The 18,749-nt window shown below is 75.7% G+C and carries 1 pseudogene (running past one end of the window); it reads left to right on the top strand.

Annotated features, from left to right (window positions below):
* Positions 1 to 18,749 (top strand): annotated as a pseudogene (locus ACLJQE_RS07720) (SDR family NAD(P)-dependent oxidoreductase); its annotated part reaches 8,374 nt to the left of the window's first position; the annotation flags it as partial.

Genomic DNA, 18,749 nt, shown 5'->3' with positions numbered 1-18,749 from the left:
ACGGTCACCGGATCCTCGCGGTGGTGCGGGGTTCCGCGGTCAACTCCGACGGCGCTTCGAACGGCCTCACGGCACCGAACGGCCCGTCGCAGCAACGGGTCATCCGGACCGCGCTGGGCGCCGCCGGTCTGTCCACCGCCGACGTCGACGTCGTCGAGGCGCACGGCACCGGGACGACGCTGGGCGACCCGATCGAGGCGCAGGCGTTGCTCGCGACCTACGGCCAGGATCGCGAAACGCCGCTGCTGCTCGGCTCGGTGAAGTCGAACATCGGCCACACGCAGGCCGCGGCCGGCGTCGCCGGCATCATCAAGATGATCCTGGCGATGCGCCACGGCGTGGTCCCGAAGTCGTTGTGGGCCGGGACCCCCTCGTCCCATGTGGACTGGGCGGCGGGGGCCGTCGAGCTGCTCGCCGAACCGCGCGAGTGGCCGGCCGCGGACCGGCCGCGGCGAGCCGGCGTCTCGTCGTTCGGGATCAGCGGGACCAACGCCCACGTCGTCCTCGAAGCTCCGGTGGTGGCGCCGGCTCCGGCGGCCGAGCGGCCCGTGGTGCCCTGGATCGTTTCGGCGCGGTCCGAGGAGGCCTTGGCGGAGCAGGTCACGCGGCTGACCGACGCGTCTCCGGCGCCGCTCGACGCCGGATACACCTTGGCGACTGCCCGGGCCCGGTTCGCCCACCGCGCGGTGCTGCTCGCCGAGGCCGGCGGCGTCCGCGAGGTCGCCCGGGGCGTCGCATCGCCGGGGCCGCTGGCGTTCCTGTTCACCGGGCAGGGCGCCCAGCGGATCGGCATGGGCCGGGAACTGGCCCAGGAGTACCCGGTGTTCGCGGCAGCCTTCGACGAGGTCCTGGCGTCGTTCGAGCCCGCACTGCGCTCGGTGGTGTGGGGTTCCGACGCCGGCGCCCTGGCCGAAACCGGTTTCGCACAGCCGGCGTTGTTCGCGATCGAGGTGGCCTTGTCGCGGCTGCTGGCGTCGTGGGGCGTCCGCCCGGACTTCGTCGCCGGCCACTCGGTGGGGGAGATCGCGGCCGCGCACGTGGCCGGCGTGCTGACGCTGGCCGACGCGTGCACTCTCGTGTCGGCGCGCGGCCGCTTGATGCAGGCGCTGCCGCGCGGCGGCGCGATGGTCGCGATCGAGGCGTCCGAAGAGGATGTCCGCCCGGCGTTGGCCGACGGCGTCGATCTGGCGGCGGTGAACGGCCCGCGGTCCGTGGTGATCTCCGGCGTCGAGGAGGCGGTGCTGGCGGTGGCGTCCCGCTTCGGGAAGTCGAAGCGGCTCGCGGTTTCGCACGCGTTCCACTCGTCCCTGATGGAGCCGATGCTGGCGGAGTTCCGCGCGGTCGTGGCGGAGCTGTCGTTCGCGCCGCCGGAAATCCCGGTGGTCGCGGCCGGCGACGTGACGTCCCCGGAGTACTGGGTCCGGCACGTGCGCGCGACGGTCCGCTTCGCCGACGCGCTCGGCTCGTTGAGGGAAGCGGGCGTGACGACGTTCGTCGAGGTCGGCCCGGACGCGGTGCTGGCGGGGCTGGTCGACGAGCCGTCCGCGGTGGTGACGCCGGTCCTGCGCCGCGACCGCCCGGAGCCGGTCGCGATCCTCGAAGCCCTGGGGCGCCTGCACGTCGCCGGCTCGGCGGTGGACTGGCCCGCGTGGTTCGCCGGTTCGGGCGCGCGAGTGGTGGACCTGCCGACGTACGCGTTCCAGCACCGGCGCTTCTGGCCGTCGGCCCCGGGGCACCCGCTGCTGGGCACGACCCTGGACCTGACCGACGGCAGCGTGGTCCTGACGGGCCTCCTCACGACGGCGATCCAGCCGTGGCTGGCCGACCACACGGTCCACGGAACCCCGGTCCTCCCGGGCACGGCGTTCGTCGAGCTCGCGCTGGCGGCGGGCGAGGACCTGGCGGTCGACGAGCTGACGATCGAGGCGCCGCTCGCCCTGACCGTGGACCGCCGCCTGCAGGTGCGGGTGGGCGCCGCGGACGACGAGGGCGGGCGCGAGTTCGCGGTGTCGTCGCGGGTGGACGGCACGGACGAGACGTGGGTGCGCCACGCAACCGGCCGCCTGGTCCCGGAAACGGCGGCAGGCGAAGATTTCGGCCCGGACACCTGGCCCACCGGCGATGCCGAGCCCGTCGACCTCACCGGCCTCGCCGACCGCCTCGCCGCCGACGGCCTGGGCTACGGCTCCGCCTTCCCCGGTCCGACCGCCGCATGGCGCCGAGGCCCGGACATCTTCGCCGAAGTCGCCCTGGCCGGACCGCAGCGTCCCGACGCCCCCGCCTACGGTCTCCACCCCGCCCTCTTCGACGCGACCCTCCGGCTCGTCTCCTTCCTCGACCCCGACCTCAGCGGCAGCGTCCCGTTCTCCTGGCACGGCGTCACCCTGCACGCCACCGGCGCCACCGCCCTGCGCGTCCGGCTCGCCCCGGCTGACGGCGGCGTCCGCGTCACCGCCACCGACCCGGCAGGCACCCCGGTCGTCTCGGTCGAGCGCCTCGTCCTGCGCCGCCCCGGCGCGACCAAGGCCTCGCAACCACTCCTGCGCCTCGGCTGGACGCCCGTCACCACTCGCGAAACCGCGCCCGCCTTCGACCTCCTGACCGTCACCGGCGACCTGACCGACGTCCCGCGGTCCCTGCGCGAAGTGACCACCCACGTCCTGGCCAAGCTGCAAGAGAGCCTCACCGGCGACCGCACCCTGGTCGTCGTGACCCGGGAAGGCGACCCGGTGGCGGCCGCGGCCGGGGGACTGGTCCGCGCCGCACAGGCCGAACACCCCGGCCGGTTCGTGCTCGTCGACACCGATGGTTCCCTCGAGCCCGCCGAGGCGGTCGCCACCGGCGAACCCGTCCTGAAGATCGACGGCGGCCGCGTCTTCGCCGCCCGGCTCACCCGCATCACCGAGCCACCGGCCGACGCCCCCGAACGTGACGGCATCGTCCTCATCACCGGCGGCACCGGCGGACTCGGCAGCGCCGTCGCCCGCCACCTCGCCGCTCGCGGCCGCCGCGACCTGCTGCTCGTCAGCCGCTCCGGCACCGCCGACCCCGCCCTTCTCGACGATCTTGCCGCGCTCGGCGCCCGCGTCGAGGTGGCCGCCTGCGACGTCGGCGACCGCGACGCCCTCGCCCGCCTCCTCGACGGCCGCGACATCACCACCGTCGTCCACGCCGCCGGCGTCCTCGACGACGGCACCCTCGCCGCGCTCACCCCGGAGCGTTTCGAGTACGTCCTGCGCGCCAAGGCCGACGCGGCCTGGCACCTCCACGAGCTGACCGCGGACGGCACCGAGCTCGTCTTCTTCTCTTCGGTCGTCGGCACGTTCGGCGGTGCCGGGCAGGCGAACTACGCCGCGGCGAACGCCTTCCTGGACGCACTCGCCCGTTGTCGCCCGCACACGGTTTCCCTCGGCTGGGGTCCGTGGGAATCGGGCCGTGGCATGACGTCCACGCTGTCCGAAGCGGACCTGCGCCGGCTCGCCGAAGCCGGGATGCCCCCGGTCACCGTCGAAGCCGGCCTCGCCCTGTTCGACGCCGCCCGCGGCGCCGGCGAACCCGCGCTCCTCCCGCTGCCGCTCGACCTCGCCGCGGTGCGACGGCAGCCGGAAGTCCCGCACGTCCTGCGCGGCCTGGTCCGGCCCGGCCGCCGCCGCGCCGCCACCGGGGCCGCGCAGGCCGGCGACCTGGTCCGCACCCTCACGCCACTGCCCGCCGCCGAACGCGCGGAAGCCCTCGCCGGGCTGGTCGCCACGCACGTGGCGCTCGCACTCGGCCACGCCGACGCCACCGCGGTCGATCCCGCCCGCACGTTCTCCGACCTCGGCTTCGATTCGCTCAGCGGCGTCGACCTGCGCAACCGGCTCGCCGCCGCCACCGGCCTGCGGCTGCCCGGCACACTGGTGTTCGACCACCCGACCGTCAGCGCGCTGGCCGCGCACCTGCTGGCCGAGCTGTTCGACGCCGGCACCCCGGTCGCCGACGTCCGCCGCACGGCCGCGACGACCGACGATCCGGTCGTCATCGTCGGCATGGCCTGCCGCTACCCGGGTGGCGTCCGCACGCCCGAGCAGCTCTGGGAGCTGGTCCGCGACGGCCGCGACGCCATCTCGGAGTTCCCCGCCGACCGCGGCTGGGACCTCGACGCGCTCTACGACCCCGACCCCGATCACCCCGGCACGTCCTACACCCGCCACGGCGGATTTCTGCACGACGCGGCGGAATTCGACGCCGGGTTCTTCGGCATGAGCCCGCGCGAAGCCCTCGCCACCGACGCCCAGCAACGGCTGCTGCTCGAAACGTCGTGGGAGGCCGTCGAGCGCGCGGGCATCGACCCGGTGGCGCTGCGCGGCACCGCGACCGGCGTGTTCGCCGGCGTGATGTACCACGACTACAGCCGCCTGCTCGACGGCCGCGAAGACGCCGAGGGCTACCTGACCAGCGGCAGCGCGGGCAGCGTCGCGTCCGGCCGGGTGTCCTACGTGCTCGGGCTGGAGGGCCCGGCGGTCACCGTGGACACGGCGTGCTCGTCGTCGCTCGTCTCGCTGCACCTGGCCGCGCAGGCCCTGCGGTCGGGGGAGTGCGACTTCGCCCTCGCCGGCGGCGTCACGGTGATGGCGACGCCGTCGACGTTCGTCGAGTTCTCCCGGCAACGCGGCCTGTCCGCGGACGGCCGCTGCCGCTCCTTCGGCGACGGCGCGGACGGCACCGGCTGGGCCGAAGGCGCCGGGATGCTGCTGCTGGAACGGCTTTCCGACGCTCGCCGGAACGGTCACCCGATCCTGGCCGTGGTCCGGGGGAGCGCGGTCAACTCCGACGGCGCGTCCAACGGTCTCACCGCGCCGAACGGCCCGTCGCAGCAACGCGTCATCCGCGCCGCGCTCGCGAGCGCCGGCCTGTCCGCTTCGGACGTCGACGCGGTGGACGGCCACGGCACCGGTACCCCGCTGGGCGACCCGATCGAGGCGCAGGCGCTCATCGCGACCTACGGCCGGGACCGCGAAACCCCGCTGCTGCTGGGTTCCGTCAAGTCGAACCTCGGGCACACGCAGGCCGCCGCGGGCGTGGCGAGCGTGATCAAGATGGTCCTCGCGATGCGCCACGGCGTGCTGCCGCGCACCCTGCACGCGGACACGCCGTCGTCGCGCATCGACTGGGAGGACGGCGGTGTCGCGCTGCTCGCCGAGCCGGCCGGGTGGCCCGAGCACGGCCGTCCGCGCCGGGCGGCGGTCTCGTCGTTCGGGATCAGCGGCACGAACGCCCACGCGATCCTCGAGCAACCCCCGGCCACCCCGGAGGCACCCGCCGCGCCCGTGCCCGCGGTCGTGCCGTGGCCGCTGTCGGCCAAGTCCGAGGCCGCACTGCACGAGCAGGCGGCGAGCCTGGCCGCGTTCGCCGCCGACTCGCTCGACGTCGGGCACACCCTCGCCGGCCGGTCGCGGTTCGCGCACCGCGCCGTCGTGCTCGCCACCGACCCGGAGACCACCCGGTCCGCCCTGTCTGCGCTCGACCACCCGGCCGCCGTGACCGGCCCCGCCGTGCCCGGCCGGACCGCGTTCCTGTTCAGCGGCCAGGGCGGCCAGCGCGCGGGCATGGGGCACGAGCTGGCGCGGCGGTTCCCCGTGTTCGCCGAGGCCCACGACGCCGTCCTCGAGGAGTTCGGTCCCGGGATCGCGGCTGTCCTCCGCGGCGATGACCAGGCGCGCTTGGACCGCACGGAATTCGCGCAGCCGGCGTTGTTCGCCTTGCAGGTGGCGCAGCTGCGGCTGGCCGAATCGTGGGGTGTCACGCCCGATTTCGTTGCCGGTCACTCGATCGGCGAGATCGCGGCCGCGCACGTCGCCGGCGTGTTCTCGCTGGCCGATGCCTGCCGCTTGGTCGTCGCCCGCGGTGCGCTGATGCAGGCGCTGCCCGACGGCGGCGCGATGGTCGCGGTCGTGGCGGCCGAAGACGAGGTCCGGCCGCTGCTGCGCCCGGACGTCGCGATCGCCGCGGTGAACGGGCCCCGCTCGATCGTCCTCTCCGGAACGGCGGAGGCCGTCGCCGAGGTGGCCGCGCGGTTCGGGAAGACGCGGCGGCTCACGGTGTCGCACGCGTTCCACTCGCCGTTGGTGGAGCCGATGCTCGCGGAGTTCGCCGACGTCCTGAGCGGGCTGACGTTCGCCGCGCCGAGCATGCCCTTCGTGTCCACTGTGGTCGCCGGGGGCGATCCGGCCACCGCGGACTACTGGGCCCGGCACGCGCGGGAGGCGGTCCGGTTCGCCGACGCCGTCACGACGCTGATCGGGGCCGGGGTGACGCGGTTCGTCGAGGCCGGGCCGGACGGTGTGCTGTCGGCGCTGGTGCCGGAGGCGCTCGCGGTGCCGCTGATGCGGCGTGACCGTGGTGAAGAAGCCGCGTTCGTCGAGGCCGCGGCGCGGTTGTTCGTGGCCGGGGTGGACGTCGACTGGCGGCCCGCGCTGACCGGCGGACGGCGGGTCGACCTGCCCACGTACCCGTTCCAGCGCGAACGCTTCTGGCCCGCGCCGCGACCGGTCCGCGCGGCGGGGTCGCCGGCGCACCCGCTGCTCGACGACGTGGTGGCACTGGCCGGCTCGGACGAGGTCGTGCTGACGGGGCGGCTGTCGGTGGCCGCGCAGCCGTGGCTGGCGGAGCACGTCGTGGCGGGGGCGGCGCTCCTGCCGGGCACGGCGCTGGCCGAACTGGCGATCCGCGCGGGCGACGAGTGCGGTAGCCCGCGGATCGACGAGCTGACCATGGCCGTGCCGCTGGTGGTGCCCGCGTCGGTGCAGGTGCGGGTGGGCGAGCCGGGGGAGCACGGCACCCGGCCGATCTCCATCCACTCACGACAGTCCGAAGAGGACACCTGGACCGAACACGCCACCGGCACCCTGAGCTCGGCTCTGCCGTCTCCCGCCGGCGACGCCGAGGTGTGGCCGCCCGCGGACGCCTCGCCGATCACCCTGGCGGACTTCTACGCGGACTTCGAGGCGGACGGCTTCGAGTACGGCCCCCGTTTCCGCGGTTTGCGCGCGGCTTGGCGCCGCGGCGGCGAGGTGTTCGCCGAGGTGGCCCTCGACGAGGAGCACCACGCGGAGGCGGCGGAGTTCGGCCTGCACCCGGCGCTGCTGGACGCGGCCCTGCACGCGTTGACGCTGCGCCCGGACACCCCGGCGCGGGTGCTGCCGTTCTCGTGGCGCGGGGTGGCGCTGCACGCGGCGGGCGCGGTGGCGCTGCGGGTCCACGTCCGCGGGGACGGGTTGGAGCTGTTCGCCCCCGACGGCAGCCCGGTGGCGACGGTCGATGCCCTCGACCTGCGCGAACACCGCCCGGTGGTCCAGCGCAACGACGCGCTGTTCACCCTCGGGTGGACTCCGGTGCTGACGCCCGCCCCGGCTTCCGGTGCCGTGCTGTGGGGTGAGGATCCGTTCGGCCTCGCCCTGCCGAGGGTCGACGACCTCACCGGTGCGCCTCTGGTGGTGACATGCCTGGCCGGAGCCGGTCCGGATGTTCCGGCTTCGGCGCATGAGCTGACGTGCCGGGCACTGGAGCTGACCCAGCGCTGGATCGCCGAGGTTGCGACGGGCAAGCTGGTGTTCGTGACCCGCGGCGCGACCGAGGGCGCGGATGTTGCGGCTGCGGCGGTGTGGGGTTTGGTGCGGGCGGCGCAGGCGGAACACCCGGGCCGGTTCGGCCTGGTGGATCTGCCGGCGCAGGCCGCTGAGCCGCAACCGGTCACCCCCGAGCTCCACCTCGCCGCCCTCGCGAGCGAGGAACCCCAGCTCGCCCTCCGCGACAACACCCTCCTCGCCGCCCGCTTCATCCCCGCCCCGCCGACCACCACCCGTACCTGGGACCCCGACGGCACCGTCCTCATCACCGGCGGCACCGGCGGCCTCGGCGCGATCATCGCCCGGCACCTCGTCACCACTACCGGCACCCGCCGCCTGCTGCTCGTCAGCCGTCGCGGCCCCGACAGCCCCGGTGCCGCCGACCTGATCGCCGAACTCACCGAAGCCGGCGCCGAAGTCACCATCGCCCCCTGTGACGTCACCCGGCGGGACGCCCTGCAACAGCTGCTCCACGACCGTGAAATCACCACCGTCGTCCACGCCGCCGGAGTCCTCGACGACGCCCTCCTCGCCGACCTGACCCCCGAGCGCCTCGCGGCCGTTCAGCGACCCAAGGCCGAGGCCGCGTGGCTGCTGCACGAGCTGACCGCGGACGACACCGACCTGATCCTCTTCTCCTCCGTCTCCGGCACCCTCGGCCTCCCCGGCCAGGCCGGCTACGGCGCCGCCAACGCGTTCCTCGACGCCCTCGCCGCCCACCGTCACACCCGCGGCCTCCCCACCGTCAGCCTCGCGTGGGGCCCGTGGGTCCCGACCGCCGGGATGACCGCCGACCTCGGGGCCACCGGCCTCGAACGGCTCGCCCGTGCCGGGTTCCCGCCCCTCGCCGTCGAGCAGGGCACCGCGCTCTTCGACGCCGCCCTCGCCGCCGGCGCGCCCGTGGTGCTGCCCGTCCGGCTGGACCGGGCCGTCCTGCGCCGCCGCGATGACCTCCCGTACCCCCTGCGCGGCCTGGTCCGTGCCCCCGCCCGGCGGGCCGCCGCGGTGGCCGGGCGGCCGCGCGGGCGGGCCGAGGCCGCGGTCGTCGTCACGAACGAGGTCGCGCACGTCCTCGGCCACCGCGGCACCGAGCGGATCACCGCCGCCAAGTCGTTCGCCGAGCTCGGCTTCGACTCGCTCACCGCCGTCGAACTGCGCAACCGGCTCGCCGCCGCCACCGGGCTGAAGCTGACGGCGACGCTCGTCTTCGACTACCCGACCGTCGGCGCACTGGCCGACCACATCGCCGGTGAGGCACCGGCCGAAACCGCGCCCACGGCGAAGGCGGTCGACGGCGACCCGATCGTCATCGTCGGCATGGCCTGCCGCTACCCCGGCGGGGTCGGCTCGCCCGAAGACCTCTGGCAGCTGGTCGAAACCGGCGGCGACGCCATCACCGGGTTCCCGGCGAACCGCGGCTGGGACCTCGCCGCGCTGTACGACCCCGACCCGGCCCACCCCGGCACGTCCTACACGCGCCACGGCGGGTTCCTGCACGACGCCGCCGGCTTCGACGCCGGGTTCTTCGGCATGAGCCCGCGCGAAGCCGTCGCGACCGACGTCCAGCAGCGCCTCCTGCTCGAGACGTCCTGGGCCGCGGTCGAAAGCGCGGGCGTCGATCCCTCGTCACTGCGCGGCAGCGCCACCGGAGTGTTCGCCGGCGTGATGTACGGCGACTACAGCAGGCTGCTCGACGGCGGCGAAGACGCCGAGGGCTACCAGACCAGCGGCAGCGCGGGCAGCGTCGCCTCCGGCCGGGTGTCCTACGTCCTCGGCCTCGAGGGACCCGCGGTCACCGTGGACACGGCGTGCTCGTCGTCGCTGGTGGCGTTGCACTGGGCCGCGCAAGCCCTGCGCGCCGGCGACTGCGACCTCGCCCTCGCCGGCGGCGTCACGGTGATGGCGACCCCGGCGGCGTTCGTCGAGTTCTCCCGCCAGCGCGGTCTCGCCCCCGACGGCCGCTGCAAGCCCTTCTCCGGCAGCGCCGACGGCGTCGGCTGGTCCGAGGGGGTCGGCGTGCTGGTCCTGGAACGGCGGTCCGACGCCGAACGCCACGGCCACGAGATCCTCGCCGTGGTCAAGGGCTCCGCGGTCAACTCCGACGGCGCGTCCAACGGCCTCACCGCGCCGAACGGCCCGTCCCAGCAGCGGGTCATCCGCGCGGCGCTGGCCAACGCCGGCCTGTCCGCCCAGGACGTCGACGTCGTCGAAGCGCACGGCACGGGCACCACCCTCGGCGACCCGATCGAGGCGCAGGCCCTGCTCGCGACCTACGGGCAGGGACGCGAGACGCCGCTGCTGCTCGGGTCGGTGAAGTCGAACCTCGGACACACCCAGGCCGCTTCCGGAGTGGCCGGGATCATCAAGATGGTGCAGGCGATGCGCCACGGCGTCGTGCCGCGGACCCTGCACGTCACCGCACCGTCCGGGCACGTCGACTGGACCGCGGGCGCGGTCGAGCTGGCCACCGGCGCAACCTCCTGGCCCGCCGCCGGCCGTCCCCGCCGGGCCGGCGTGTCGTCCTTCGGCATCAGCGGTACCAACGCCCACGTCATCCTGGAGCAGCCGGAGCCGCTTCCCGTCCCCGAACGGCCCACGCCGCCCGAGGTGCCGTGGCTGCTCAGCGCCAAGACACCCGCCGCCCTGCGGCAACAAGCGCGGCACTTGCGGGCCCACGTCGGGCAACGCGATCCTCGTGACGTCGCGTGGACGCTGGTGAACGGCCGCGCCCGCTTCGACGAGCGAGCCGTCGTGTTCGGCGAGAGCGCGTTGTCCGCGCTCGCCGACGGCACCGAGCACCCGGACGTCGTGACCGGCGGACCCGCGCCCGGCCGGACCGCGTTCCTGTTCTCCGGCCAGGGTTCCCAGCGCCTCGGCATGGGCCGCGAACTGGCCGCCGACGCCGTCTTCGCCGCGGCCCTCGACACCGTGCTCGCCGCGCTCGATCCGGCGGTCCGGGACGTCATGTGGGGCGACGACGCCGCCGCCCTCGAACGGACCGAGTACGCCCAGGCGGCGTTGTTCGCCGTCGAAGTCGCGCTGTTCCACACGCTGACCGCCCGCGGAGCCCACCCGGACTACGTCGCCGGCCACTCGATCGGCGAGCTCGCCGCCGCGCACGTCGCCGGGGTGTTCTCCCTGGCCGACGCGGCCCGGCTGGTCACCGCCCGCGGCCGGCTCATGCAGGCCCTCCCGCCGGGCGGGGCGATGGTCGCCCTGCGGGCCGCCGAGGACGACGTCCGGCCGCTGCTGGCCGAGAGCGTCGACATCGCGGCCGTCAACGGCCCGCGCTCGGTCGTCATCACCGGCCCCGAAGACGCTGTCGCCGCTGTTGCCGCGCACTTCGGTGACGCCAAACGGCTGGCGGTCTCGCACGCCTTCCACTCGTCGCTGATGGACCCGATGCTCGCCGAGTTCGGCGAAGTCGCGGCCACCCTGACCTACCACGAGCCCGTCATTCCCGTGGTGGCGAACGGAAGCGTCACCGATCCGGCGTACTGGGTGCGGCAGGTCCGGGACACCGTCCGCTTCGCCGACGCCCTGCGTGCGCTGCGGGCGTGGCACGTCGACAAGTTCGTCGAAGTCGGCCCGGACGCGGTTCTCGCCGGACTCGCGGCGAGCGAAGACGCCGTCGTCGTGCCGGTGCTGCGCCGCGACCGTGCCGAGCCGCGCACCTTCCGCACCGCGCTCGCCCGCCTCTTCGCGGCCGGTCTGCCGGTGGACTGGGACGGCTTCGCCGACGGCCGCCCGGTTCCGCTGCCCGGCTACGCCTTCCAGCACGAACGGTTCTGGCCCCCGGCTCGCCGAGCCACCGGCGACCCCGCTGGGCTCGGGCTCGCCGCGGCCACGCACCCGCTGCTCGGCGGCACGGTCGACCTCGCCGGCGGCGGCGGCCGGCTGCACACCGGCCGGCTCTCCCTGACCGCGCAGCCGTGGCTGGCCGACCACACGGTCCTGGGCACGGTCGTGCTGCCCGGTGCGGCCTTCGCCGAACTGGCACTGAGCTTCGGCGCCGTCGTGCGCGAACTGGCCGTCGTCGAGCCGCTCGTCGTCCCGGCGGACGGTGCCGTCCACCTGCAGGTCCGCGTGACCGCCCCGGCCGAGGACGGACAGCGCGAGCTCGACGTCTTCGCCCGCATCGAGGGCGACGACGGCAGCTGGACCCGCCACGCGACCGGCGTCCTCGAACCGGAAACCCCGGCGGCGTACCGGAAGGTGCGCGTCCCGGACGATGCCGAGCCCCTCGAACTCGGCGACGCCTACGACCGGCTGGCCGCGCTCGGCCTCGGCTACGGGCCCGCGTTCCAGTGCCTGCGCCGCGCCTGGCGCCACGGCGACGACGTCTTCGCCGAACTGAGCCTCGGCGACGAGCCGGCCACGGCGTTCGGGGTGCATCCGGCGCTGCTCGACGCCGCCCTGCACGCCGTCGCGCTCACCGCCGGGCACGACCGGCCGCACGTGCCGTTCGGCTGGCGCGGCGTCCGGCTCCACGCCACCGGCGCGTCGTTCCTGCGCGTCCGGATCCGCCCGGCCGGGGACCACGCGGTCTCCCTGTCCTTCGTGGACGCCGAAGGGGAGCCGGTCGCGGACGTCGAAGCGGTGACGTTCCGGCCCGCGACCGCCGCCCGCACCCGCGCCGAGGACGCCCTGTTCCGGCTGGACTGGGTGCCGGCCACCTCGACCCGGCAGGAGACGCCGGACCGGGTCGTCGTCACGGCCGACGGCCCCGCGCGGGCCCTGGCGCTGGTCCGCGACTGGCTCGCCGAGCCTCGCGACGCGGAACTCGTCTTCCACACCACGGGTGCCACCGACGGCGCCGACCTCGACGCGGCCGCCGTGTGGGGACTGGTCCGGGCGGCGCAGTCCGAGCACCCGGGCCGGTTCGTGCTCGTCGACAGCGCCGATCCGGCCGGCGTCGGACTGGTCACCGGTGAACCACAAGCCCGCGTGCGCGACGGCGTCGTGGAGGTTCCGCGGCTCGTCAAGGTGCCCGCCGAGCCCGGCCCGCTCGGCTGGGATCCCGACGGCACCGTCTTGATCACCGGTGGCACCGGCGGCCTCGGCCGCCTGCTGGCCAAGCACCTGGTCACCGCGCACGGCATGCGCCGCCTCCTGCTGGTCAGCCGCAGCGGCCGGGCCGACGTCACCGAGCTGACCGACGCCGGCGCCGAGGTGACGGTCGCCGCCTGCGACGTCGCCGACCGCGCCGCGCTCGCCGCGGTTCTCGACGGCCACCGCCTGACCGCCGTCGTGCACGCGGCCGGCGTCCTGGAGGACGGCACCGTCGAAACGACGACCGAGGAACAGCTCGACCGCGTCCGGCGGCCGAAAGCCGAGGCCGCGTGGCTGCTGCACGAGCTGGCCGGCGACGTCGACGGGTTCGTGCTGTTCTCGTCGGTCGCGGGCACGATCGGCGGCGCGGGACAGGCCGGCTACGCCGCCGCCAACGCCTACCTCGACGCGCTCGCCCAGCACCGCGCCGCGCTCGGCCTGCCGGCCGTCTCGCTCGCCTGGGGGCCGTGGGCCGGGGTCGGCGGCATGACCGCGGAGCTCGGCGGCGCCGAGCTCGCGCGGATGGCTCGGGCCGGGATCGCCGCACTGACCGCCGAAGACGGCCTCGCGCTGTTCGACGCCGCCATCGGCGCCGGGACACCGGCGCTGGTGCCGGTCCGGCTGGCCGCGACGGCGTCCGGCGAGGTCGCCGCGCCGTTGCGCGGGCTGGTCCGCGCGACCACGCGCCGGGCCGCCGCCGCGGGCGAGCTCGCTTCGCGGCTGACCGGCCTGGGGGAAGCCGAGCGCCACGACGTCGTCGCCGACCTGGTCACCACGCAGGTCGCGGCGGTGCTCGGGCACGCCGACCCGGCCGCCGTCGAGCCGTCCCGCGCCTTCTCCGCGCTGGGCTTCGACTCGCTCACCGGTGTCGAGCTGCGCAACCGGCTCGCCACCGCGACCGGGCTGCGGCTCCCGTCGACGCTGGTGTTCGACCACCCGAACAGCGCGGCGCTGACGGCGTTCCTGCTGGCCGAGCTGACCGGCGCGGACGCCCCGATCGCGGAGGTCCGCCCGGCCCGCGCCCGCGACGACGATCCGATCGTCGTGGTCGGCATGGGCTGCCGCTACCCGGGTGGCGTGGGCTCGCCGGACGAGTTCTGGGACCTGGTCGCCACCGGCCGCGACGCCATCGGCCCGTTCCCGGCCGACCGCGGCTGGGACCTGGCCGCGCTCTACGACCCGGACCCCGACCACGCGGGCACGACCTACGCGCGGGCGGGCGGGTTCCTGCACGGCGCCGCCGGCTTCGACGCCGGGTTCTTCGGCATGAGCCCGCGCGAAGCCGTCGCGACCGACGTCCAGCAGCGCCTGCTGCTCGAAACGTCCTGGGAGGCTTTGGAACACGCGGGCATCGACCCGGCGACCCTGCGCGGCAGCGCGACCGGCGTGTTCGCCGGCGTGATGTACAGCGACTACGGCAGCCTGCTCGCCGGCAGCGACTACGAAGGCCAGCAGGGCAACGGCAGCGCGCCGAGCGTCGCCTCCGGCCGCGTCGCCTACACGCTCGGGCTGGAAGGCCCGGCGGTCACGGTCGACACGGCGTGTTCGTCGTCGCTGGTGGCGCTGCACTGGGCGAGCCAGGCGCTGCGGTCGGGGGAGTGCTCCCTGGCGCTGGCCGGCGGGGTCACCGTGATGGCGACCCCGGCGACGTTCGTCGAGTTCGCCCGCCAGCGCGGGCTGTCCCCGGACGGCCGCTGCAAGGCGTTCTCCGACGCCGCCGACGGCACCGGCTGGGCCGAAGGCGTCGGCCTGCTGGTTTTGGAGCGGCGGTCCGACGCTGTCCGCAACGGCCACCGGATCCTCGCGGTGGTGCGGGGTTCCGCGGTGAACTCCGACGGTGCTTCCAACGGCCTGACCGCGCCGAACGGCCCGTCGCAGCAACGCGTGATCCGCGCCGCGCTCGACGGCGCCGGACTGTCCACATCGGACGTCGACGTCGTCGAGGCGCACGGCACCGGCACCATGCTGGGCGACCCGATCGAAGCCCAGGCGCTGCTGGCGACCTACGGCCAGGACCGGGACACCCCGCTGCTGCTCGGTTCGGTGAAGTCGAACATCGGCCACACCCAGGCCGCGGCCGGCGTCGCGGGCATCATCAAGATGATCCAGGCGATGCGCCACGGCGTCGTCCCGGCCAGTCTGCACACCGGCACCCCGTCATCCCAGGTGGACTGGACCGCGGGCGCGGTGGAGGTCGTCGGCGAAGCCCGCGACTGGCCGTCGGTGTCCCGGCCGCGGCGGGCCGGGATCTCGTCGTTCGGCATCAGCGGCACCAACGCCCACGTGATCATCGAGCAGGGTCCCGCGCTGCCCACTGCGGCAGAAGGGCCGGAAGAGCCGTCGGTCTGGCCGCTTTCCGCGCGCTCGGCCGCGGCCTTGCGGACCCACGCGATCCGCCTTTCGGCCACGGTGGACGAGTGGCCCGCGGCGGACGTGGGCCGCGCGCTGGCCCGGCGTCCGAAGTTCGCGCACCGGGCCGTCGTCGTCTCCGACCGGCCCGCCGAGGCGCTGGCCGCGTTCGCCGCCGGCGAGCCGTCTCCCGACGTCGTCGAAGGCGCGGCCACCACCGGCTCGACCGCGTTCCTGTTCTCCGGCCAGGGTGCGCAGCGGCCGGGCATGGGCCGCGAGCTGGCCGCGCGGTTCCCGGTGTTCGCCACCGCGTTCGACGACGTCCTCGACCGGCTCGGCCCGGCCGTCCGGTCCGCGCTGGCCGACGACCGGGTGCACCGCACCGAGCACACCCAGCCCGCACTGTTCGCGTTCGAGGTCGCCACGGCGCGGCTGCTGGAATCCCGGGGCGTGCGCCCGGACTTCGTCGCCGGGCACTCGGTGGGGGAGATCGCGGCCGCGCACATCGCCGGTGTGCTCACCCTCGACGACGCCTGCACGCTGGTGTCGGCCCGCGCCCGGCTGATGGGCGCACTCCCCGAAGGCGGCGCGATGATCGCCGTCCAGGCGTCCGAAGCGGACGTCCGGCCGCTGCTGGGCGAGGGGGTCGGCATCGCCGCGGTCAACGGACCCCGGTCGGTGGTGCTGTCCGGGCTCGAAGCCGCGGTCACCGCCGTGGCCGGGAAGTTCGGCAAGCAGCGGCGGCTGCCCGTCTCGCACGCGTTCCACTCGCCGCTGATGGACCCGATGCTGGACGCTTTCGGTGAGGTCGTCGCCGGACTCGCCTTCGCCGAGCCCAAGATCCCGATGATCGCTTCGGGCGACGTCACCGACCCGGCGTACTGGGTCCGGCACGTGCGCGACACCGTCCGGTTCGCCGAGGCGCTCGACCGGCTCGCCGGGGTGACCCGGTTCGTCGAGGTCGGCCCGGACGCGGTGTTGTCCGGCCTGGTCGACGTGCCGGACGCGGTCGTCGTCCCGGCCGCCCGCCGCGACCGCGCCGAGGACCGGACGTTCCTGACCGCGCTGGCCCGGCTGCACGTGTCCGGGCTCGACGTGGCCTGGGCCGCCGACGGGCCGCGGGCGGACCTGCCCGCCTACCCGTTCGAGCACCGGCGGTTCTGGCCGCCGGCCCGCCCGGCGGACGCCCCGCGCGGTGGCGGGCACCCGGTGCTCGGCGCGGTCGTCGAGGTGGCGGGCACCGGCACGCTCGTCGCCACCGGCCGCCTGTCGCCGTCCACGCAGCCGTGGCTGGCCGACCACGTCGTCTTCGGCGCAGCCCTCGTGCCGGGCACGGCGTTCCTGGAGCTGGCGCGCCACGCCGGCGCCCAGGCCGGCTGCGCCCGCGTCGGTGACCTGACCCTGCTGGCGCCACTGGTCCTGACCGGGGCCGTGACCGTCCAGGTCTCCGTCGGTGCACCGGACGCCGCCGGGCAGCGCCCGGTGGAGATCCACTCCGCGGGCGACGACGGCGGCTGGACCCGGCACGCGACCGGCGTCGTCGCCCCGGACGTGGCGCCGGCGGGCTTCGACGCCGCGGACTGGCCGCCGGCCGAAGCGGTTCCGGTCGAGCTGACCGGCGCCTACGAGGCCCTGGCCGACCGCGGTTTCGCCTACGGGCCGGCGTTCCAGGGCCTGAAGGCGCTGTGGCGGCGCGGGGACGAGCTGTTCGCCGAAGTCCGCGTCGACGACGCCGCCGGCTTCGGCCTGCACCCGGCGCTGCTCGACGCCGTCCTGCACGCCGCGCTCGTGGCCGAGCCCGACGGCCCGCCCGCGCTGCCGTTCAGCTGGCGCGGGGTGTCGGTGCACCGGCCCGGCGCGGCGGACCTGCGGGTCCGGCTGGCCCCGGCGGGCCCGGACGCGATCAGCCTCGCGATCGCCGACGCCGCCGGTACGCCGGTCGCGTCGGTCGACGGGCTCACCGTCCGCGAGGCCGGTCAGCCGCGCCCCGCGCACCTCTACCGGCTCGGCTGGACGCCGATCGCCGCCGCCCCCGCCGACGTCGTCACCGCCCCCGGGCACACCCTCACCGATCCGGCGCGGGCCCTGGCCGAACTGGCCGCGGTGCCCGAGTTCTTCGAGGTGGCGGTTCCGGCGGGCGCCGACCTCCGCGTCGGCACCGCCGAGGTGCTGGCCCTGGTCCAGGCGTGGCTGGCCGACCCGCGCTTCGAAACCGCGAAGCTGGTCGTGCGGACCACCGGCGCGCTCGACGGCGAGGACTTCGCGGCGGCCGCCGTCTGGGGCCTGGTGCGGTCCGCGCAGCAGGAGAACCCGGGCCGGTTCGTCCTGGCCGATTCCGACGGCTCCCTGGCCGTGCGCGGCTTCCTCGGGTCCGGGGAACCGGAACTGTCCATCCGGGACGGTGTGGCCTCGGCCGCACGGGTCGAACGGGCCACGCCCGGGGACGCCGTCACCGAGTGGGACCGCGACCGCGCGGTGCTCGTCACCGGCGGCACGAACGGCCTCGGCGCACTGGTCGCCCGGCACCTCGCCGCCGGCGGGTACCGGCACCTGGTCCTGGTCAGCCGGTCCGGCACCGCCGAGCCCGGGCTCCTCGACGACCTCGCCGAGCTGGGTGCCCGAGCCGACGTGCGGGCCTGCGACGTCGGCGACCGCGCCGAAGTCGCGGCGGTGCTCGACGGTCTCGACCTCACCGCCGTCGTGCACGCGGCGGGCGTGCTGGACGACGGTGTCGTCGGCTCGCTTTCGCCGGAGCGCTTCGACACCGTGCTGCGCCCCAAGGCCGACGGTGCCCGGCACCTGCACGAGCTGACCGCCGGGCACGACCTCGCCGGGTTCGTGCTGTTCTCCTCGCTGGCGGGCACGTTCGGCGGCGCGGGCCAGGCGAACTACGCGGCCGCGAACGCGGTCCTCGACGCGCTCGCCGTCCAGCGCCAGCGCCGCGGCCTGCCCGCGGTGGCGCTGGCGTGGGGCCCGTGGACGGCCGGGACCGGGATGACGGCGGCCTTGCCCGAGGCGGAGCTCCGGCGGCTGGCCCGCGCGGGCGTCGGGCTCCTCGCCCCGGCGGACGGCCTGGCCGCGTTCGACGCCGTCCGAGCGGGTGCCGACCCCCTCGTGGTGCCGGTGCACCTCGATCTGCCCGCGCTGCGCGCCCTCGACGACGTCCCGCCGGCGCTGCGCACGCTCGTCCCACCCCGGCGGGCGGCCGCCGGGGTGGGACGAGCGGTGCCGGACCTCGCGCCCCGGCTGACCGGGCTCGACGCGGCGGAGCGGACGGAACTGCTGCTGGAGGTCGTGGCCGACGCCGTCGCGGTGGTGCTGGAGCACGGCGACCAGGACCGCGTCGGCCCGGACCAGGCGTTCACGGAGCTGGGCTTCGACTCGCTGACGGCGGTCGAGCTGCGCCGGCGCCTGACGGCGGTGACGGGCCTGGCGCTGCCCGCGACGCTGGCGTTCGACCAGCCGACCCCGCGCGAGCTCGCCCGGCACCTCGCGGAGCTGCTCGCCCCGGACGAGAAGCCGGAGCAGGCGATCCTGGCCGACCTGGCCCGGCTGGAACAAGCGTTGCGGGACACGGCGATCGACCCCGGCGCGCTCGAAGAGATCACGGCGCGCCTGGAGCGGGTGCGCGGCACGTGGACCGCCCGGGACGACGTGGCCGACGCCGGCTTCGACTTCGCCGAGGCCAGCGACGACGAAATGTTCGCGCTGCTGGACGAAAAGCTGGGCGCCGGTGACTAG

The sequence above is a fragment of the Amycolatopsis sp. lyj-346 genome (genome assembly GCF_046548975.1).
GTDB lineage: Bacteria > Actinomycetota > Actinomycetes > Mycobacteriales > Pseudonocardiaceae > Amycolatopsis.
Note: the sequence above shows the minus strand (reverse complement) of the source record. Positions and strands in the feature narration are given on the sequence as shown.